Source organism: Psychrobacter sp. GP33 (assembly GCF_014119005.1).
In the GTDB taxonomy this organism is placed as follows: Bacteria; Pseudomonadota; Gammaproteobacteria; order Pseudomonadales; family Moraxellaceae; genus Psychrobacter.
Map to the genome: position 1 here is coordinate 491,551 of NZ_JACGYX010000001.1, position 22,300 is coordinate 513,850.

The window sequence follows — 22,300 nt, forward strand, 5'->3', positions numbered from 1 at the left end:
TTTTAGACCTTAAACTTGAAGGAATTTTTATGAATAAGTCAGAATTAATTGATAGCATCGCAGAAAAAAGTGGCCTAAACAAAACTCAAGCTGGTGATTCTCTAAATGCAGTGATGGAAAGCATCGGCGAAGCATTAGAAGCTGGCGAGAGTATCTCATTAGTTGGTTTTGGTACTTTCAGCGTTAAAGATCGCAAAGCTCGTACTGGTCGTAATCCTAAGACTGGTGAAGAGTTATCTATCCCAGCAAGCAAAGTACCAAGCTTTAAAGCCGGTAAAAACTTAAAAGAGCGCTTGAACTAAGCCGATTATATAGACTGACAGTTTATTGGATTGCTTTATGGCTAGTAGCATAAGCGGTAGCTATAGATAGACGATAGTTACTGATAATAAGTTTTATACTTCATAAAGCAGCGATAAAAAAAGCACCTTATTATGGGTGCTTTTTTTATATATAAAATTTATACGTCAGATGACGTGAATATTTTGAGTCTCGACACAAATTCACGTATCATAGGGCGCGTAGAACTGGGGCGCGCATGACTGCCTTGCTTCAACTTATTGCTTTTAGCCAAGTCTATTAGTGATGAAAGTCATTACAAAACTGGTGCTATCATTCTAACACCTCTCATTTTTCCATTGCCCGCGCTGTTCGTACTGCAATGGTTCTTAATCAATATAGGTTAATAAGCAGAAATAATTATGGATAAAATGCGCGATTTTTTAAAAAGCTGGCCTGGTCGCCTTTTATTGATTCTATGCCTATCGCCGCTTGCCCTTTTGGGTATTGAAAGCTACTTTCAAAGCGGTGTTGATCCGAATCAAATTGCTCAGGTCGGTGAAGCAAGTGTGGGGTTGTCAGAATATCAAACGGCAGTTAATAGTCGTCGCTCAGAGATTCTAGAACAAGTGGAAGATACAAGCCTATTGAATGAAGACGTGCTCCATGAGCAAGTACTTAAAGGGTTGATTGACAGAACTTTACTTGAACAGCAGGCTGGCAAGCTTGGCATGACTGTATCAGATGACACGATTAATCGTTTGCTGCGCCAAGAAGATATCTTTAAAGATGAGAACGGTGAGTTTTCTAATGACCAGTTTTCGAACTTTTTGCGTCAGCGCGGTATGACTAAAGATCAGTTATTTGCAGAATTTCGCAATCAGTTGAGTCTAGATCAGCTTAATGCCAGCATTGTAGGCACGGCCATTTATCCTATGAAAGCGGTGAATCAGCTGATTGATTTACAGTTAGAGGCACGTCAAATTTGGCTGCATCGCTTTAACTGGCAAGATTATGCGCAACGGGTTAACGTTACTAAATCTGATATTCAAGCGTATTACGATGCCAATAAAGACCGCTTAAAAAGTGAAGCAATGGTTGATCTTGCTTATATTGAGCTTACGCCTGCCACCATTAAAGTGGACAGCGTAACGAATGAAGAGTTGCAACAACAGTATGATGCCTTTAAACAAGGGCTTGCCGTTGTTGATGAGCGTAAAATCAGTCAGATTTTATTGACTGGCGATAATGCCAAAGCGCAAGCAGATAAGATAAAAGCTCGTTTAAATAAAGGTGAGTCGTTTGCTGCTATTGCCAAAGCTGAGTCTGATGACCCATCAGGTGCCAGTGGCGGTGTGATTGGTAGCTTTAACCCTTCTGTGTTTGGTAAAGACGCCGCTGCTGTTGAGAAAGCATTAAACGGTTTGAGTGTTGGTGGCATTACCGCACCGATTAAAACCAGCTTTGGCTATCAGATATTTACCGTAACTGAAGATAATGGCAGTAAAGCGCCAAGTTTAGAGAGTATGCGCGCTGAGCTGACGGCAAAAGCCAAAGAGTATAAGCGTCAATCATTGTATGCGGATAAAGTAACAGCGATTAATGACTTGGCGGCAGATGGCTTTAGTATCAATGATATCGCTCAACAAGAAAATGTAGCGCTAAAACGTATTAAAGATTATCGTAAAGAAAATAATACGTCGGTACTGGCGCAGCCTGCGGTCATTAAGCAAGCCTTTGATGAGTTTACGATTCAAGATCAAGCAGTTACGGCAGGTATCAAAGTAGGGAACGGCATGGCATGGGTACAGCCTAGTAACTATCGTCCAACCAAAACACTGAGCCTAGCTGCGGCAACGCCAAAAATTACCCAAACGTTACGTCAACAAAAAGCCAGTACTTTGGCATTAAAAGACGCCCAACAGTTAGCTGCTGGTATTAAAAGTGTCGCAGATATCAATGCGCAGTCGGTTAAGTTCCAAGCATTGGGCGAAGTTAATCGTCAAACGCCATTGCTAACTGAAAAAGAGCGTGGCTTGGCATTTAGCAAGGAAGCGCCTGCTAATGGTGTGATGGCAGTAGCCAGTGAGACAGAAATGGGCGCGACGGTTGTGATTGGTGGTCCTATTAAAACTCAGAACCAATCTCAGTTATCTGCGGTAGAAAAAGCGCAAACAGCAGCGATTATCCGTGATAACTTAGGACAGGACCAGCTGCAAGATTACCTTGATTATCTGCGCTTGGTGTATAAAGTTGAGATTAATGAAGCCAATATGGCGGGTGCGAAAGGACGTTAATATTTAAAAGTTGTTAAGCATTAGCAAGCTTCAGCACTTAAAATAATATTCTTGCTTTAAGTGTTAACCATAAAAAAGCCACTGTTATTATGACAGTGGCTTTTTTATTATTCTATAGGTTTACCAATGGTGAGATTTAGTCTTTAACAGGACGAAACCTTAGCCTAATGACGGAAATGACGCATACCGGTAAATACCATGGCAATACCATGCTCGTTAGCAGCAGCAATGGTTTCATCATCACGCATTGAACCACCTGGCTGGATAATAGCAGAGATACCTACAGCTGCCGCATTATCAATACCATCGCGGAAAGGGAAGAAGGCATCTGATGCCATAACTGCACCTTCGGTAACCAAGCCTGCATGCTCCGCTTTAATCGCAGCAATACGGGCTGAATTAACCCGGCTCATTTGTCCTGCGCCAACACCAATCGTACGCTGATTTTTAGCATAAACAATGGCATTAGATTTGACGTATTTCGCCACATTCCAGCTAAAGAGTAGGTCAGCAATTTGGGCTTCCGTTGGCTGAACATCGGTCACGATTTTTAACTCAGATGCGCCAATAATTGCTAAGTCCTGTTCTTGAACTAACAGACCGCCATTTACACGTTTATAGTCAAGTTGCGTTAAGCGCTCAGCCGGTGCTGGCAGCTCACCACACACTAAAACGCGTACATTCTTCTTACCAGCCGTGGCTTCTAAAACACCGTCTTCTAAGCTTGGAGCAATAATGACTTCTACGAACTGGCTATCAATAATGGCTTTTGCTGCCGCAACCGTTAGCTGACGGTTAAAAGCAATAATGCCACCAAATGAAGACTCAGGGTCAGTACTAAATGCCGTACGGTATGCGGCTACTTGATCGTTATCAATGGCGACGCCGCATGGATTAGCGTGCTTAACAATGACACAGGCAGGTGCAGTAAAGGCTTTTACGCATTCAAGCGCGGCATCAGTATCAGCGATATTATTATAAGACAACGCCTTACCTTGTAGCTGTTTAGCCGTAGCAATAGACGCTTGTGGATTTTGGGCACTATGACTGTCGACATAAAACGCCGCTTTTTGATGCGGGTTTTCACCGTAGCGTAGGTCTTCTACCTTAACAAGATGTAAATTTAGCGTGCGCGAGAATTCTTCTGGTTGCTGCGTTTCATTGACACGGCTGCCTAAGAAGTTAGCAATCATGCCGTCATATTGGGCGGTATGTTCAAAAGCTTTTACTGCCAAGTCATAACGCAGGGCAGTACTTAGAGTAGTGCTATCACCAAGCGCATTTAACACACGCTGATAATCAGCTGGGTCAGTAATGATACCTACGTGCGCATGATTTTTCGCAGCAGCGCGTACCATCGTTGGACCACCAATATCGATATTCTCAATGGCATCATCCATCGTCACATCACTACGGGCAATCGTTTCAGCGAATGGGTACAAGTTGACCACGACTAAGTCAATACGTTCAATTGCATGCTCGCCCATCACCGCATCATCAGTGCCACGACGACCTAAGATGCCGCCATGAATCTTTGGATGTAAGGTTTTGACGCGACCATCCATCATTTCAGGAAAGCCGGTATAGTCTGACACTTCAGTAACGGCAACGTCATGTTCTTTGAGCAAGCGATAGGTACCGCCAGTAGACAGTAAGCCAAATCCTGCAGTGATTAAGCCTTGAGCGAACTCAACAATTCCGGACTTGTCTGAGACTGAGAGTAGTGCAAGTGGTGTGGTACCCATAAATCAATTCCATAAAATAGCCTGACGTTACCGCCTGGCGAGATAATAATGACACTCATGACGCGTGAAAAGCAGCACCATAACTGCCGTCCATTAACTACATTATCAGCACGATGGCTGATATTGAAAAATTGGTATTTAGAATATTGCTTATCATTATTTAGCACGATAAACGAGTAATATCTTAAAGCATCTAAGCTGTTTATACAAAATCTATCCCAATTATTCGTACGATAACTCACAGATAACACTTGAAGAATAAGGTATAAAAGTTAAGACATCAAATCATACGTTTTAAGCTTTTTGCGTAAGGTGCCGCGATTTAATCCCAAGATTTGTGCGCATTTACTCTGATTACCACGTGTCTGTTCAAGGGTAACCGTCAATAAAGGCAGCTCGACTTCTCTTAAAATAAGATCATATAAATCGGTTGGCATATCTTCTCCGAGCGCTGAAAAATAATCACGTACCACGCGCTCAACATGAACCCTTAAAGGCGCATTTAATTGACTGTGTAAGTGGTCTTGTAAAGGATTAGTAGGAGCATGTGATGGCATTGGGTCAGAATGGTCATCCAGATAGGATGGATTCACTGCATGATGATCAGCAGGTGAGGGCGTAGGCTGTGCCATAAGGCGATATCCTTACAAATAAATAACAGTAGGTCTACAAAATATGGAAAGTTAAAAGCAACCTAATAATAAGCAGTCACTGCATTTACAATTAACTTAGAATAACTAAATTATAACTAATAAATAGGTTCAATCATTACTTTAGAGACTTTTTTGGCAATAATTGGAACCGTAAACATAACCGATTTACGGCGCTCAGCTGTCAGCTTAGTTTCACTACTCAGCAAATAGTCCGATGGCTGTGCTACAAACTCTCCAATAATTGTATCTTTATTATAAATACTCACTTTCAAGTTAGGCAGCAGTTGTACTTGGAGACTCTGATTTACCAATTGTGCCTGAATATCACTAAAATTCTTTGCATTTCTGACTTGGGTGGCTTTCACTGTTGGTTTTGTGATTACAAACGCATTGATATCCGCAGACGGTATTGTGCAAGAGAAGACAGAGCACACCGCTTGCAAGCGACTAGCCACCGCTGGAGTTTTAGCTAGGGTATCAATATTAAAAATAATATACTGCATGAATAAGAGAAGTATTAATAATCCACTGCCTACTGACCATAACAGCCTGGATATAGCAGGCGTATTATGGTGAGAGCTGTTAACTTCGGAGGATTGCATACGCTTTTGGATTTTATTGGTATGGGCTTGGTTATTTGTTTGATTATTCAGGCTTGGTAAGCCTATATCCGTCAATTGTTGCGCTAATTCTGTATTTTCATGATCATTGATAGCTGTATCTGCTGTGGCATTTTGTTCTTGTAACAGTATTTCAAGCCAAGCGTTTTCATGGGCAGGATCAGACGTATCAGTTGCAATACTGGCACGAATATCGTTAGCATCGGCTGAGCTGATTGCTTTAAAAGTAATCGTTGCGTCATGGTGCCGTTCACCGATAGTGTCAGTATGGAATGAGGTAGAGCTGCTAGTAGGTTTATCGAAGCTATCTATTGCTATAGCAATTTTAGTATCAGTTGCGCGATTATCAGTTGCTTGACTATTAATTGGATAATCATGAATCGTATTATTAGTAAGATCATTGATATGGATTGATGGAGCAGTTTCCAACTTTGTGACCCACGCATTCATACCCTCAAGTGAGTCATATTCAGCAATAGGATTAAGGTTAATAGCGTCGTCGATTTCCATATCATCATGGATCAACATATGGCTATCTATTGGGCTAACAGCGTTGATAACTTCATTTTCTGCTATATCAGCTTTATTACAAGAAATCGGCTTATCTACTACAAATGTCTGCTGGCAATGCTCACAGTTTGTTTTAACGCCAGACTCAGTAATTATCGCCTGTAGTAGATTAATAGGGCGGTTACAATGCTGACATTGTAGATTACTGGCTGTAGTCATAGGTTGACATCCAAAAATGTAGTACCGTTATACCGCTATTTAGTGGGCTTGTCTCTTTATAAGTAATAAAGAGACAAGCTAAAGAACCATTTATAGCCAAGCGTAACAGATGGCATTATCTCTAATTAGCTGATAAACGTACCTGACAGACGTTGCCAATGGTGGTCTTCTTGTGCTGTAAAGGCATGTTTAGCATCAAGTGTAAAATAAGGGCTATAAGCATCGCTCACTTGCTCGGTTTGCGATTCAATCAGTCCTGCCAGCACAATACGTCCTTTAGAGGCGATTAAAGTCGCAAAATAAGGGGCAAGACCAATAAGTGGCTTGGCTAAAATATTCGCTACGATAACATCAACAGGCTGAATATTATTTTCAGTACAGTATGTATTGAAATCTTCCGGTAAAAAAGCTTGCAGTTGGTGTGCAACGTTATTGCGCTCAGCGTTCTGATTGGTGGCTAATACCGCTTGTGGGTCAATATCTACGGCATATACATGACGCGCCCCAAGCAATAGTGCCGCTACGCCCAAAATACCAGAGCCACACCCATAATCGATCACTACTTTATTGGTGAGGTCTTGCTCCGTTAACCAATCCAAGCATAAACGCGTTGTGGCGTGATAACCTGTACCAAAAGCCAAGCCAGGATCCATAATAATATTGGTTGCTTCAGGTTTGGGCGGTGTGAGCCAGTTTGGTACAATCCATAGGTTATTGGCGCATTCAATGGGCTTATAGTGCGACATCCACTCGCGCTCCCAGTCTTTATCCGCAACGGCAGTCACCCAAGTGCGAGTGGCATGGACTTGGGCGGCTATATCGTGACTTAGCTGCTCAACGGCTTGCTGACTACCCATATCGGTACTGGCATCGAAAAGTCCAGTTAAAATAACCTCATCCCAAAGTGGAGATTCACCCGGTAAAGGCTCAAATAATGGCTGATCTCCGGCATCGTCTAACGCGATGGAAAGCGCGCCTGCTTCTAACAATAGCGCTTCTGCCAAGTCCACATTTGCTTTTTCACACTGTAAGTGTAGTTGGTGCCATGCCATAATCATAACCTTGGTTTAAAGTAAAAAATAAGTAGAAAGACGTTCGTTGTTAATTGGATGAAATATAATAATGAAGCAGTTTTGAAGGGTTCAACGCAGCGCCTGTTGAGCCTCTTTTATCACCCGTGCATTATTTTGCAGTTGTCCAGAGCGTAGAACAATTTGCCATAAAGCGCGACGATTGCCTGTATCTCTAGTGACGCTTAATCCACGCCTTGCCATGGCTTCGGCTTTACGGGGCTGATTCTTTTCTAATGCTACTTGTGATAAATAAAAATACACCGCAGATGATTGTGGTGCCAAGCGCTGTGCCTGAGTAAAGCTCGTTTCTGCAGCGCTTAACTGCCCTGATTTTAGCTGGCTTATCCCCGTTTGTATGAGGCTTTGTACGGCTGGCAAGTGATTATTGTCAGTGCTAGCAGCTCCACTTTGTTGCTGCGAATGTTGTCGCGCGCGCTCTAGTAGCTCATTGTGCGATGGCGGCATAGACTGTTTGGATGGCAACGGGTGCGTATTACGCGCAGGCGGCTTAGTAATGCCAGTATGAGGGATAATGTCTGGCGTTTGCTCTAGCTTCGGTATCACATAAGGTTCAGCAGGGTAGTATTCCACATCGTTCACATAGCCGTCATTACTAATCACAGGCGTTTGACTGGCTGCTTTTGAAGCGCTGTGCACCGGTACAGTTTGCTTAGTCACGGTTTGTGTGGGCGTTGGTGCCGACGATGTAGGAAGCGTCTCACAGGCGCTTAGGGCTAATAGACTTACGACACAAAACGGTGTCATGATTTTAGACCATACCGTTTGCTTTTTCTGTATCGCCACTATTTGCCTATGTAATGCCATAATACTAGCCTTTATATTCAGTTAAGCATAAGAGATTTGTTAATCATAAGAACATAGAGCTCTAAAACGAGTTCTTTAACACTAAATCACTATCAGCTGTCAGAGCAATTTAAAACCATTCAAGAGCGCGTTCGACTAATCTACCAAGAGTTCTATTGGTAACATTATTACCCGGTTCATCGCTACCTTCATTATTTTGATTTTCAAACCCTTCACGTTGACGCTGCTGATTGATAGCGCCTTGTTGACGCTGCCATTCCATTTGCTCGCGCGCACGGTCTTGCTCGTATAAGCCAATAGCACAGCTGCTGGCTTCATCTGGTAGATAGGCGGACAAGACTGGTAAATAGCGGGCATCTGGGCAACGCTCATTAGATAGCTTACCTGAGTTATTCTCTAGCCATAACCATTCAATACCTTCAGGTTCTGGCATCGATACTGGGGTAAGTTTTAATCGATCCATATAATCAACCCATACCGGTAACGCACCTGTACCACCGCTTAACCCAATCGGCTTATTGTCATCACGACCTACCCAGACCACACTGACATAGTTACCACTGTATCCTGCAAACCAAGCATCACGGTAATCATTGGTCGTGCCTGTTTTACCGGCAAGATTAAGGTTGCTACCGAGCGATTGAACGCGTTTAGCCGTACCGCTTTTAACCACTTGTTGCAAGGCATAGTTGGTCAAATAATTGGTTTCAGGGGGGATGCTGCGCTGGGTGTTCAACCCTGTCCGTTGCAAAATGCGCCCCTTATCATCAATCACCGTACGAATACTATGAATAGGGGTGCGAAAACCGCCCGTTGCAAAAACTTGATACACGCCCAGCATATTCATTGGGCTTAAATTTACTGAGCCCAATAATACAGAAGGGTAGTTGGGAATTTGCTCTTCCACACCCAACCGTCGTAATTGCTTAATATAGGTATCAATACCAAATTCCATGCCTAAGCGCACAGCACTTTGGTTATAAGATTGCGCCAGCGCAGTGGTTAGAGAAACATAACCATGCTCACGACCGTCGTAGTTTTTCGGCGTCCAGTCACCATCTTTCAAATTTATGGTAATCGGTGAGTCGTCAACTGAGCTTGCCAAATTATAACGACCACTTTCTAGTGCAGTCATATAAATGACGGGTTTTAATAAAGAACCGACTTGCCGTTTGGCATCGACGGCGCGGTTAAAGCCGGTAAACTCACTACCACTGCCAACCACTGCGACCAATTCACCTGTTTCAGGGTTAGCGCTGACCAGTGCCCCTTGCAGCTCTTTAGTTTTACTACTGGTACGACGTAGCTCGCCCAGCTTTTTAGCGACCGCTTTATCCGCTGCCGTTTGGGCAATAGGGTCAAGTGTACTGATAATAATGAGACCTTCATTTTTTAGGTCGTCTGAGTAATAAACGTCATTAAGCTCGCGCTTTACAATATCTAAAAAGTCAGGAAAGCGACTTTTACCATCAACAGGTTTGTCCACCACCCCAAGCGGTTTACTAATTGCGGTATCATAATCTTTTTGTGACAACGTTCCCATTGTCAGCATATTATTTAGTACGGTATCGCGGCGCGCTTTTGAATCATTAGGATTACGACGTGGGTTATAGACGCTTGGACCTTTTGCCATACCGACCAATAACGCTTGCTGGTCAATACGCAGCTCATGCAGTGGCTGATCAAAGTAAAACTCTGATGCCAAGCCGAAACCATTAATCGAGCGCTTACCATTTTGTCCCAGATAAATTTCATTGAGATATGCCTGCAAGATTTCTTCTTTACTATAATGCAGCTCAAGCAATACCGCCATGATGGCTTCATTAGCTTTACGCTTCATGGTACGGTCAGAATTCAGATAAAAGTTCTTAATCAACTGCTGGGTGATGGTCGAGCCACCTTGACGAGCGCCTCCAGTAAAGTTGTTGATAACCGCGCGCCCGATACCACGGACAGAGACGCCTTTATGCTCATAAAACCCTCGATCTTCGGTGGCAATTAGCGCATCAATCAGTGGCTGTGGCACGTCATCTAGCGACACTACTAGGCGATCTTCATTATTGTCAGGATAAATACCACCGATACTAACCGGCTCTAAGCGAATGATGCCTGAGGCATTTTGCTGGGTACTCTGTACCGATTTAATTTTATTATCAGCAATGGTCAGTTTAATGACTTGTTCTTTATCGACGTCACTTGAGCTATAGGTAAAGCCGCGCGTATGAATGGTATAGTTATTGCCAGATTTATGATACGTGCCGGTGCGTTTATAAGCGCTATCACTACGATAATTAAGTAGCTCAAGCCACGTTTTGATGGTGCTGTCATCCACTTTGGCATCTTGATACAACTCAAGCGGCTGCGAGTATACCTTTGCGGGAATATCCCAGCGCTTACCCTCAAACTTATGGGTAATGGTACGATCGAGCTTGACCAAATATAGCGCCAATAACACCATACCTGCGATGACAATAAGAAGTAAAATACTGCTAAACACAAACCCGCGCTGCTGTGCCGGCAAGCTATTGACGGCAGACTTAGGGGATGGTGATAGCGTGGGAGGAGATTTTTGCACTGATAACGCACCGTTTGGGGATAAAAAAACTGCTCCATAATGACGCAAATTGACAAAATTTTCAATCTCTCATCATCAACGCGATGAATCAGTAATGGCAGGCGCGTAGGGTGTATACTAATCAGGGTCGATACTTATCTTAAATATCTGTAATCATGCGTCTTTAATGCCATAAGTGTATTCGCTTACTAATGGCTGCTTTTTTACTTAAGCGGCTGGGTATCATATGTCAGTAATGTGAGTATGTAACTTATATAACTGCCCTATAATAAAGGCTAATTCATATTACCGGTTGTCAGTCCGTATTTGTATCAAGAACGTTTGTCTAAAGGAATTATATCTGCCATGTCCAGCGCCTTGTCACCCACCACACATTACGATGATTCGATTACAGCAGGATTGGTATTACCGCCTGTCGGTCATTGCTTTCACTGCGGCGATCCGGTTCCGCGTCCGCCTTTTCATACAGATATATTGGGCGCGTCACGTGAGATGTGTTGCATGGGCTGTCAGCTGGCATCGCAGAGTATCGTTGAGGCAGGACTTGAGCAATATTACCTTGACCGCTCGGAGATTAACCGAACCGCTAGTTTGCCAACCGAGCTTAACCGGTTAGAAGCCTATGATCACGATGAAATAAAGTCGCAATTCGTCTATGCGCAAGATGGCTTCTCTGTCGCTGAATTGTCGGTCAATAATTTGCGTTGTGCCGCCTGTACATGGTTGATTGAATCGCGATTGTATGAGATTGATGGCATTGAAAAGTGTCAGGTAAATTTGACTAACCAGCGCATGCGTATTGTCTGGGATGAAAGTAAATTACCCATTAGTCGTATTTTGGCGGTGATTAATGCGATTGGTTATGAAGCCAAGCCATATCGGCAAGATACTCATGAAGCCATGCTGGCAAAACATACCAATAAGATGCTGTTGCGCTTAGGTATTGCCGCACTCGGTGCCATGCAAGCAATGATGTATGCCGTCGCGCTTTATTTTGGTGAATATAGTGACATGCTGATAATGCAGCGTGATTTTTTACGTTGGGTGTCGTTATTCGTCAGTATTCCTGTATTTTTTTATTCAGGTGTACCGTTTTTTACCTCAGCATGGTCAGCCATTCGCGTGCGCCAAGTCAATATGGATGTGCCGGTTAGTATCGCCTTGATAGTGACCTTTTTTGCCAGCCTTTATGCCACGATTGCTGGACATGGACAAACTTATTATGATTCGGTCAGTATGTTCATCTTTTTCTTACTGGCAGGGCGTTATATTGAACACAATGCGCGCTTAAAAGCAGCAACCATGGCAAATGACTTAGTCGTGGTTGAGCCAATATTAGTGCAAAAAATTGCTGAAGATAAAGAAGCTGCAGCGCAAATTATTCAGCATTTAAAAACGTATGATAATCAGTGCATTGTTAATAATAACGCTAATACACTTGCTACTCAGACGGATCCTATAGCAGCGTCTATGCCGAATTTTATGCAAGGTATAGATGCCAGTACGTTTGCACTAACCTCTACGATTGCTAGCGCATGGCAACAGTCGATTGACCAAAAGTTAGACCGTCAATTAGATAACCAACCGATAGAGAAATTAAGCGATTTAACGACAGAGTTAAAACCAGCAGGGCAACAAGACACTAAACATATGGTCACCGCCCAGAGCTTACAAGTAGGCGATATCATCATGATTGATGCCGGTGCTGAAATCATTAGTGATGGTATTTTACTCAGTCAAACTGCCACCGTCTCACAAAGCTTGTTGACGGGTGAGGGCGATTTGATTCTTAAAAGTGCGGGCGATTATATCGTTGGTGGCTCGCAGAATGACAGTCAGCCGTTTGTGATGCTGGTCACGGCATTGACAGAAGACAGTCAAATTGGGCTAATTGATAGGCTCATGAATCGTGCGTTGAGTGAAAAGCCAAAGCTTGCCCAACAAGCGGATAAGTTGGCGCGTTGGTTCGTGGCGCGAATTCTGGTGTTATCCGTACTGGTCTTTATCGGCTGGTATATCGTTGATCCAAGCCAAGCCATTTGGGCAACGGTTGCTGTCTTGGTGGCGACCTGCCCTTGTGCGCTATCGCTTGCCACACCGATTGCATTAACAGTTGCGACCAACCGCTTGGCAAGTTATGGTTTTTTGACTACTCGCGGACATACCTTACAGACCCTAGCAGAAATTACTCACGTCGCTTTTGATAAAACTGGAACCCTGACTTATGGTAAGCCGAATTTATTAAATATTGAGCTACTTGCATCCTCTGCTATTGATAGTGAAACAGATATCGAATCATCAATACAAACAGACAAATTATTATCCATTGCTGCCGCTCTTGAAATCGGCAGCCGTCATCCGATTGCTCACGCGCTCCTCACTGCTGCTTATCAACTGCACCTGCCTGCTACCCAAAACCTACAGCATTATCCGGCTGGCGGCGTAGAAGCTTTGATTGATGGGGTGTTATATCGTATTGGTCATGTTGATTTCGCTTTAGACAAGCAGAGCCGTCAGTCTTTATCCATTGATCTGACCAAGCATCGTGCCAGCTCAGCAGTGGTGCTATCTTATAAAAAAGCAGCTTGTCAAACGTCACTTAGTCAACGCTCATCTGAAATTTGGCAAGGGCTGGCATGTTTTTATTTTAATGACAAAGTACGTGATACCGCACAGCCGATGATGGATAAGTTAAAAGCATTGGGCATTAAAACTGTCATGCTAACTGGCGATCCCAGTCCACAAGCATTGACGATAGCTAAATCGTTAGGCATGCAAACCGCCTACAATGGCTTATCACCCTCTGCGAAGGTTGATCATATTCAGCAGTTGCAAGCGCAGGGCGCGGTAGTATTGATGGTAGGCGATGGTATCAATGATGCACCTGTCCTTGCTGCTGCAGACGTGTCAACTTCTATGGCTGGTGCTGCTGACTTAGCGCAGGTTTCAAGCGACAGTATTATTTTAAATGGTCAAATTGAAGCCATTGCCAAAGCTAAGCATATTGCTGACAAAACCGAACGCATTATTAAGCAAAACTTCCGCTGGGCACTGGGTTATAACTTCACCGCCTTGATACCTGCTGTATTTGGCTACGTTCCGCCTTGGCTTGCGGCTATTGGTATGTCGCTTAGCTCATTATTAGTGGTGCTAAATGCATTGCGTCTCAAACGAGCTTAGCGCTTATTTGAAATAATAGTTATAATTTTTATTATTAAAATATATTAAGAATAATAAAAAACCGCTCATCATATTTAATGACAGGCGGTTTTTATTGTAAGAAATATTTTACTTCAGCAATGAGTTTAGACTCATATTTAGTCTTGTAGATAACTGAGCAGACGCATAAATTCGATATACATCCAGACTAGCGTGGCAAGAATACCAATACTAAATAACCATTCGTAATCTTCAGAAACACCCATCGCCACGCCACGGTCAATGTTGTCAAAATCCATTAGCAGCGTAAATGAAGCAATTACAATTACAAATAAGCTAAAGCCAATAGAAATCATGCCACCTTCAAACAAAAATGGTAGGCTTGAACCAAAGGCTAACGACAATATCCACTGCGCAACATACACCAACATAATAGCGATAAGCGCTGAGGTCACAATCGAACGTAACTTCTGCGTCACTTTTACCAAACCTGAACGGTATAAACCAAGCATGACCGCTGCAGTAACAAAGGTCGCGCACATTGCTGTCACAGGAACGCTGGGATACATTCTCATAAAGAACAGTGAAATACCGCCTAAAAAGATACCTTCTAAGATGGCGTAAGGTATCGCAAATGTCTTGGCTTTATGGGGTTTAAAAGTGATAAATATCGCTAAGCCAAAGGCGGCAAACATACTACCAAAGGCTGCCATGGTGATAAAACCTTGTGACAGACCTGCCATTAAGGCATAAAAGAAAAACCCCACACCGGTTAAGGCAGATAGCCCCAATAATAGACTGGTCTTTTGTATCACACCTTTGACGGTCATCGGCGCACCGCCGACTGCAAGCTCTGCGCGACTGACAATAGGATTGGCCATACATGTATCCTCAATAAAAAATTTAATATAATAAAACAGATATCCGCTACTCTAACAAACCCACTATTATTGTCAATTGTGTTTACGTGATGGCTAGACCGCATAGAACGTTATTGATTAATTTCAATAACTATAAAAACAGTTTGTAAAAAGGATAATTAGCTTCTTATATTATGCGATAGCTTTAAGATAACAGATGATTTGATAGCGTAGCAGGACTAAAAATATTGCATCATTGTCTGTAGATAGGGGCAATTAACACTGTTAACAACCAAGATTGGCAAAAGATACTAGTTTAAGCGCTTATTTATCGCTATTATTGTCGCCTATTTTAACGTCATATCGGGTCGTTTTATGGAAAACTCAGTGCAATCAGACAGATTGCCACCTTTACATGAATCAGAGCTGCTTCATGCCATCAAAAATCCAGCTTTTCGGCGCATTGGTCTCATGGGACGCGCAGGAAAACGCAGCGTTATCCAAAGTTTGCTTAAAGTAGCCCAAACTGTCAATGAGATGGGGCTAACGTTAATTATGGACGTGGATACTACCAGCTTGCCAACTTTAGACCTCAGCGAGATAGAAAAAGTAAAAATCGTTGAGCGTAGCTTGCTTGGTGAGATTTGTGACTTAGTGATTGTTGTTGGCGGCGATGGCTCAATATTACATGCAGCCGAAGCGCTAGCACGTTATCGCGTTCCGGTACTGGGTGTCAATCGCGGAAGGCTGGGATTTTTGGCGGATGTCAAACCTGATGAAGTAGGGCTGAAACTACGTCAAGTATTGATGGGTGACTACAGGCTTGATCACCGATTTTTATTGACGATGGAGATTCGAGAAGGACAAAACATCATACATGAAGATATGGCTTTGAACGATATTGTCCTACATGCTGGTAAATCGGTACATATGATTGATTTTCAATTGAAAATTGATGGTCATGACGTTTATCGTCAGCACAGTGATGGTTTAATCGTGGCGACCCCAACCGGTTCTACTGCTTATGCGTTGTCCGGTGGTGGCCCTATTATCCACCCGAGTATGGATGCGATATGTTTGGTGCCGATGCATCCGCACACGTTATCGAGCCGCCCTATTGTGGTCAGTGGTAACAGTGAGATTATTATTCGCATTCATGAGGACAATCGCACCCAGCCTATGGTCAGTGCTGATGGTAAGCAAGGCATGCCCTTAGAGCAAAACCAGCGTTTGCATATTCGCAAGCATCCTGACAAACTGACCCTTTTGCATCCGCCTGGATTTGATTTTTATGAAGCGTGCCGTACTAAGTTGCACTGGAACGTCCATGCTGAAGAGTTCAGTCTTGATAGCGATGATGATATTATTGATGGGGAATAAGCCAGCATTATTTTTAGTCATAGTGGAAAAATAGCAAATCAAGGGCAGAGGAACCTTAACGTTATGAATAAAGAGACAATATTAGCAACGTTAACACCAGAGTTGGTTGACAAGTTTCGCTTAGCGATTGAGATTGGCAAATGGGATGATGGTCGCCGCCTAACAAGTGAGCAGTGCGAAACCTGTATGCAGGCGGTGATGATTTGGGAGCATGAGCACCTAGCACCCAGTGAACGCATCGGTTATATTCATAAACCAATAAAAAATGACGGTACGGTTGTTGGTGCGGAGTGTGATGTTGAGCATGAACATCATTATCCTAATATGCCCAATCCTAAAGGAGTGGCGCAATCGGTCAAGTTTCGCAATAAATAAATATTAGAAAGATAGTTGCTAGATTTGATACTAAGAGTACCAAATCTAAGCGAATCAACTTTGAAAATACTGACTTCAAAATTGATTTTAAAGCAAAAAGCCACGCTAGTTAAATAGCGTGGCTTTTTATTTCTGGTACTTTTTATACTTTATAGCATCGTAAGCAATATTTTACTGATATTGGCTTAGCGCTAATCAATGAACACTAGTCACTTAGATTTCTGAAAGTGGATTATGCTGCATTAAAAACCCCTGCCAGCCCCAATGTAAAAAATTACGGATATTGGCGTGCTCAGTACCATTCGGCATAGCCTGGACATTAGCGTAATGCTCAGCAAATAACGCTAAAGTGTCCAATTGATTTAATCCATGAAGTTTAGCAAAACCAAAAATCTTGGCACTGCCTTCATTTTCGCCCGCAGCATTATGTACCATACCATTCACAAATGGCACAGGCTCATAAAGATAGAAGTCATCAATAAAGCTGATAACATCACTAAATCCAATGGCTTTTTTATGTAAGCCATTAAGCAAAGCCGAAACGTCTGATTGGCGGATACCCATAAGTAAATGACCTTAAAGCAAAACGAAGAAGCGATATTTGCTTACTCTATGCTTAATGATTAACGGTGAAAGATAATAGTGCCTGTTGCTTATAATTAAAGGCTGGAAAGCCAAACATGCCACACTTTAGCGATTAAAATAGTCTTCATCATCAAAGGATGGTGCAAAGCTGCCTTGCTCAAGATGCTGCATCTGCGATTGTACCGAACGCTCATGCTGAATACGCTGATAAATCTCTTCGCGATGCACAGCAATGTCTTTTGGCGCATTCACACCAATTCGTACTTGATTACCTTTAACTCCAAGGACAGTCACGCTGACCTCGTCGCCTATCATCAAGGTTTCGCCTACACGGCGTGTTAAAATTAACATGCGTCACACTCCTTATGTCGCATTAAACAAATATTGCTCATTACATTATATCTCAGTTGCAGGATATCACTTATTCATGACGCTTGTGTCTTTTCTCAAAAAATAATGCCTAGAAAAATCTACAATAGTCAAGCACTCACCGAGATGGTGCGAATAGGGGTGATAAAAGGTGAATTCATTAGCCCAAATGAACGAGTCATTATAAGTGTCAGAGTAAAGACTGTCACGGTTTTTAACAAAACTGGGCGGTAAATACCTACCCATCTACCAAACACATCAATCCTAGCAACAAAGAGATAAAAAAATAGGGTCGAAGCAGACCCTATTTAATGGAAAACGGTTAATAATAGTGAAGGAACTATTTTAATATTTTTAAATTACTGACCGGCAACTTTACTTTCACCGTCTTCACGATCAAGTCCAAAGGCAGTATGTAAAGATTTAACTGCTTTTTCTAAATGCTGCTCTTGGATAAGAACGGACACTTTGATTTCACTGGTCGATATCATCTGAATATTGATGTTATTTTCAGCCAGTGTTTGGAACATGAGGCTAGCAACGCCTGCGTGTGAACGCATGCCAACACCAACAAGAGACACTTTTACCACATCGCTGTTGCCCAGCACTTCTTTGGCACCGATTTCATTTTTAACTTCCTCATTCAATACTTTCATGGTTTTTTCCATGTCGGTACGATTGACGGTAAAGCTAAAATCAGTCATGCCATTGGTCGATAGATTTTGGACTATCATGTCAATTTCGATATTCGCGCGACCGATTGGGCTTAAAATTGCAGAAGCGATACCTGGGTGATCAGGCACATCGCGTACCACAATTTTTGCTTCATCGCGATTAAAGGCGATACCTGAGATGATTGCCTGTTCCATGTTATCTCCTTCGTCTATCGTAATTAGGGTGCCGACATTGTCTTGAAAGTCTTGATCAAAGCTGCCATCGGTGTCTTCATCAAAGCTGGATAGCACACGTAATGGCACACCATACTTGCCTGCAAATTCTACAGAGCGAATCTGCAAAATTTTGGAGCCAAGACTTGCCATCTCTAGCATTTCTTCAAAAGTGATTTTTTCAAGTTTTTTGGCTTTTGAGGTGACACGTGGGTCAGTGGTATAAACGCCATCAACATCTGTATAAATCTGACACTCATCAGCGCCTAAAGAGGCAGCAATTGCAACGCCAGTGGTGTCTGAGCCGCCACGTCCTAAAGTTGTGGCATTACCGTGTTCGTCCATGCCTTGAAAACCTGCGACGATAACGACATTGCCAGCATCTAATTGCGCACGGATATTCTCACTATCGATGCTTTCAATGCGCGCTTTATTATGGGCGCTGTCGGTTTTAATCGCTACTTGGCGACCGGTAAAGGAATGTGCACCAACTCCAAGCTCTTTAATTGCCATGGCAAGTAATGAGATAGAAACTTGTTCGCCGGTTGATACCATTTGATCGTATTCACGTGGATCAGGCTGGGTACTAATTTGGCGCGCCAAGTCAATCAGACGGTTGGTTTCGCCGCTCATAGCAGAGACGACAACGACCACTTGATGACCATGATCATGCCAGCGTTTGATACGCTTGGCGACATTTTTGATACGGTCAATACTGCCCATTGACGTGCCGCCGTATTTTTGTACGATTAATGCCATAAAGAGATTACCTATTATTCAACAGTGGCCATCTGCCAGTCCTGCCTCATCATGAATGTCACAATGAGAGAAGCTGACCTTGATAAAGCCGAATGAGCAAAAGTATCACGATGATAAAAACGATGTTATAAGCACCGTGTTGTCTTGTGAAGTTATGTGGTAGCACCAAACACTGCAATTACGTCTTGGCTAACTGTTACACGTTATACCATATTTGCCCGATAAATTTAAGCCACTATAGCTGTTAAATAGATGGTAATTGGTTATAACAGTCATAACCAACCGTAACATTCCGCCAAGCCGTGACAATAAGGTCTACCAAATTTTCTAACCAAGTTGGCTTTCAAGCCAATTGGGTAGCGCGTTAATCACGGCAGCACTGTTATCGGCTTTTGGCGCACCACCTTGGGCGTAATCTGGTTTACCACCGCCTTTACCACCAAGCTCACCTGCCAGATAACGAATGATGTCACCTGCTTTTACGCGCGCCATGACAGATTTTGCCACGCTTGCTGATAAAGCCAATTGCCCATCTTTATCACCGATAAGTACAATTATGCTGTCAGGCAGTTTGGATTTGATATCGTCCATTAAGGTACGAATAGATTTGCCATCAATACCTGCTAAAGTGCTGATTAATACAGGTGTACCAGCAATAGTTTGTACGTTGTCGAGCAAGTTCGCTGCTTGGGCACTGGCAATTTTTTGTTCTAAACGTTCAAGCTGTTTTTCAAGCTCACGTTGTTTTTCGCTCATGGTGCGCACACGCTGAGCGACTTCTGGACGTTTAACTTTAAGCTGACCAGCCAACTCACTTAATTGCTGCTCACTTTGCTGAATATATTTTACCGCGTTCATGCCAGTAACGGCTTCGATACGGCGAATACCCGCGGCAATACCACCCTCGCTGGTGATTTTTAACAGTCCGATATCGCCAGTACGCTCAACGTGCAAGCCACCACACAGCTCAATAGAAAACGGCTGCTGCTTACCATCAACGATAATATCCGTACCCATGGTTAAAACGCGAACATCGCTACCGTATTTTTCACCAAATAAAGCCATGGCACCTTTGTCCATCGCTTTATCAATAGACATATTTTCGATACAAGCAGGGGCGTTGGCTTGGATTTGCTCATTAACCAAGCGTTCGATTTTGATGATTTCAGCAGCACTAACAGGCTTGTCATAAGAGAAGTCAAAACGTAGGACTTCACTGGAAACCAATGAGCCTTTTTGCGTCACTTCTGCGCCCAATACTTGACGTAAAGCTGCGTGTAATAAATGGGTCGCAGAGTGATTTTTGGCACTAGCAGCGCGAATACTAGACAGCACTTGTGCATCAGCCACTTGCTTGGCATTTATTTCGCCCATGGTGACGACACCATAGTGAATAATCGCTTGCCCTGATTTTTTGGTATCTTGTACTTCAAATACGCCAGAGGCACTACGAATCTCGCCAAGTTCACCGACTTGTCCGCCACCTTCAGCATAAAATGGCGTACGATCAAGAACCACAACGCCTTCCACGCCTTCCTCTAAGCTCTCAACAGCTTTACCATCTTGATAAAGCGCAACGATATTGACATTATCGTCATGCAATTGCTCATAGCCGATAAAAGTGGTCGGTGATTCTACTTGAATGACACTGCTATAATCAACGTCAAATTTGCCTGCATCACGCGCGCGTTCACGTTGCGCTTGCATATGCGTGTCAAACTCCGCCTCATTGATGCTAATACCGCGCTCACGCGTAATATCTGCGGTCAAATCAACAGGGAAACCGTAAGTATCATACAACTTAAATGCGGCTTCGCCAGACAGTACATCGCCATCTTTTAAACCTTCAAGCTCAGTGGCTAATAAACGTAAGCCTTGCGCAAGCGTCTTGGCAAATTGTGTTTCTTCTTTTTGAATGGCGTTTTCAATCACACTTTGTTTAGCGATAAGCTCAGGATAGGCGTCTCCCATCTCTTGAACCAATGGCGCGACCATTTGATAAAAGAAGTCACTTTCTGCGCCAAGCTTATTACCATGACGAACCGCGCGACGGATAATACGGCGGAGCACATAACCGCGACCTTCATTGCTTGGCATCACACCATCCGCAATCAAAAATGAGACGGCACGGATATGGTCGGCAATTACTTTAAGTGATGATTGCTGTTCATTATTAATGCCTAAAATCTTAGCAGCCGCATCCATTAAATGGGTAAATAAGTCGATTTGATAGTTGCCGTGGACACCTTGCATAATGGCGCTGATACGCTCAAGCCCCATACCAGTATCGACACTTGGCGCAGGTAGTGGCAACATAGTGCCATCTTTTTGGCGATTAAACTGCATAAAAACGCAGTTCCAAATCTCAATATAGCGGTCGCCGTCTTCTTCGGGTGTACCAGGTAATCCACCTTCGATATCTGCACCGTGGTCATAAAAAACTTCGGTACAAGGACCACAAGGACCTGTGTCACCCATCGTCCAGAAGTTATCTGACGCGTACGGAGCACCTTTATTATCACCAATACGAATAATACGCTCTGCTGGTAAGCCGATATCATTATGCCAAATATTAAACGCTTCATCGTCCGTATGATAAATGGTCACGTACAAACGCTCTTTATCAATCGCTAGCCACTCAGCACTGGTCAGAAATTCCCAAATATAGCCAATGCCTGCTTGTTTAAAGTAGTCGCCAAATGAGAAGTTACCAAGCATCTCAAAGAACGTATGATGACGTGCGGTATAGCCTACGTTATCCAAATCATTGTGCTTACCGCCTGCACGGACACATTTTTGCGACGTTACTGCACGCGTATAATCGCGTGGATCCATACCTAAAAAAGTTTCTTTAAACTGATTCATACCCGCATTGGTAAATAACAGGGTAGGATCATTATGCGGAATGAGGCTCGATGAAGCGACGGCAGTGTGTTGCTTGCTCACAAAAAAGTCTATAAAAGCTTGGCGAATATCGGCTGAGCGAAAAGGCTGGCTCACAGCGGCTCCTTACTGGCAATGGAATGATTGAGTAAATGATAGATAAAATATTTTGTCAGCGATTTTAGCACACTCATTAGCGCACTTGGCAAACGATATGCGTCACACCGCAATATTCAATAATTTTTGC

Annotated in this window: 15 protein-coding genes and 1 pseudogene; 5 read left to right on the forward strand and 11 right to left on the reverse strand. The window is 43.2% G+C overall.

Translation table 11 applies throughout. The annotated features are described in order from the left end of the window. Positions 1-29: 29 nt before the first annotated feature. Both H2245_RS02065 and H2245_RS02070 read left to right on the forward strand, forming a co-directional pair. Positions 30-302 (forward strand): HU family DNA-binding protein, encoded by a 273-nt coding sequence (locus H2245_RS02065; RefSeq protein ID WP_182405496.1) that lies wholly within the window; start codon positions 30-32, stop codon positions 300-302. A 399-nt stretch (positions 303-701) separates the two neighbouring features. Continuing rightward, positions 702-2,576: a SurA N-terminal domain-containing protein gene (locus H2245_RS02070; RefSeq protein WP_182405498.1), complete on the forward strand. Its 1,875-nt coding sequence runs from the start codon at positions 702-704 to the stop codon at positions 2,574-2,576. 164 nt (positions 2,577-2,740) lie between these two features. Here H2245_RS02070 and purH read toward each other — a convergent pair whose 3' ends face one another. From purH to mrcB, 6 genes are all read right to left on the reverse strand, one after another. Beyond that, a complete protein-coding gene (gene purH, locus H2245_RS02075; RefSeq protein WP_182405500.1) occupies positions 2,741-4,321 on the reverse strand; it encodes a bifunctional phosphoribosylaminoimidazolecarboxamide formyltransferase/IMP cyclohydrolase in 1,581 nt (526 codons plus the stop codon). 272 nt (positions 4,322-4,593) lie between these two features. Next, positions 4,594-4,878 (reverse strand): helix-turn-helix domain-containing protein, encoded by a 285-nt coding sequence (locus H2245_RS02080; protein ID WP_182405677.1) that lies wholly within the window; start codon positions 4,876-4,878, stop codon positions 4,594-4,596. 191 nt (positions 4,879-5,069) lie between these two features. After that, a complete protein-coding gene (locus tag H2245_RS02085; protein WP_182405502.1) occupies positions 5,070-6,323 on the reverse strand; it encodes a DUF3426 domain-containing protein in 1,254 nt (417 codons plus the stop codon). Positions 6,324-6,448: 125 nt separating this feature from the next. Beyond that, positions 6,449-7,375, reverse strand: coding sequence for a 50S ribosomal protein L11 methyltransferase (gene prmA / locus H2245_RS02090; RefSeq protein WP_182405504.1), 927 nt, complete (start codon positions 7,373-7,375; stop codon positions 6,449-6,451). A 90-nt stretch (positions 7,376-7,465) separates the two neighbouring features. Continuing rightward, on the reverse strand, positions 7,466-8,221 hold the full coding sequence (locus H2245_RS02095) for a tetratricopeptide repeat protein (protein WP_182405506.1): 756 nt from the start codon (positions 8,219-8,221) through the stop codon (positions 7,466-7,468). A 109-nt stretch (positions 8,222-8,330) separates the two neighbouring features. Then, positions 8,331-10,679, reverse strand: coding sequence for a penicillin-binding protein 1B (gene mrcB, locus H2245_RS02100; RefSeq protein WP_404944650.1), 2,349 nt, complete (start codon positions 10,677-10,679; stop codon positions 8,331-8,333). A 462-nt stretch (positions 10,680-11,141) separates the two neighbouring features. On the opposite strand from mrcB, the gene H2245_RS02105 reads away from it, so the two are divergent. Next, entirely contained in the window at positions 11,142-13,976 is a 2,835-nt protein-coding gene (locus H2245_RS02105) for a heavy metal translocating P-type ATPase (RefSeq protein ID WP_182405510.1), read from the forward strand. Between the two features lie 137 nt (positions 13,977-14,113). On the opposite strand, the gene H2245_RS02110 is transcribed toward H2245_RS02105, so the two are convergent. Next, positions 14,114-14,836, reverse strand: coding sequence for a Bax inhibitor-1/YccA family protein (locus tag H2245_RS02110; RefSeq protein ID WP_182405512.1), 723 nt, complete (start codon positions 14,834-14,836; stop codon positions 14,114-14,116). Between the two features lie 354 nt (positions 14,837-15,190). Between H2245_RS02110 and H2245_RS02115 the strand changes: the two genes are divergently transcribed. Both H2245_RS02115 and H2245_RS02120 read left to right on the forward strand, forming a co-directional pair. Continuing rightward, positions 15,191-16,195, forward strand: a complete 1,005-nt coding sequence (locus tag H2245_RS02115) for an NAD(+) kinase (RefSeq protein ID WP_182405514.1) — start codon at positions 15,191-15,193, stop codon at positions 16,193-16,195. Between the two features lie 63 nt (positions 16,196-16,258). After that, positions 16,259-16,570, forward strand: coding sequence for a YeaC family protein (locus H2245_RS02120; RefSeq protein ID WP_182405516.1), 312 nt, complete (start codon positions 16,259-16,261; stop codon positions 16,568-16,570). Between the two features lie 213 nt (positions 16,571-16,783). Here the strand turns inward: H2245_RS02120 and H2245_RS02125 are convergent, their stop codons facing one another. The 4 genes and pseudogenes from H2245_RS02125 to alaS all read right to left on the reverse strand — a co-directional run bounded on the left by H2245_RS02125 (position 16,784) and on the right by alaS (position 22,170). Continuing rightward, on the reverse strand, positions 16,784-17,134 hold the full coding sequence (locus H2245_RS02125; RefSeq protein ID WP_182405518.1) for a HopJ type III effector protein: 351 nt from the start codon (positions 17,132-17,134) through the stop codon (positions 16,784-16,786). A gap of 204 nt (positions 17,135-17,338) precedes the next feature. Beyond that, a pseudogene (csrA, locus tag H2245_RS02130) lies at positions 17,339-17,506 on the reverse strand (carbon storage regulator CsrA); the annotation flags it as partial. 377 nt (positions 17,507-17,883) lie between these two features. Beyond that, the gene (locus tag H2245_RS02135; protein ID WP_182405520.1) at positions 17,884-19,170 is read right to left on the reverse strand and encodes an aspartate kinase; all 1,287 of its coding nucleotides are present in this window, start codon (positions 19,168-19,170) and stop codon (positions 17,884-17,886) included. A gap of 327 nt (positions 19,171-19,497) precedes the next feature. Further along, positions 19,498-22,170 carry an alanine--tRNA ligase gene (gene alaS / locus H2245_RS02140; RefSeq protein ID WP_182405521.1) on the reverse strand — a complete coding sequence of 891 codons (2,673 nt, stop codon included), beginning with the start codon at positions 22,168-22,170 and terminating at the stop codon, positions 19,498-19,500. Positions 22,171-22,300: the final 130 nt, after the last annotated feature.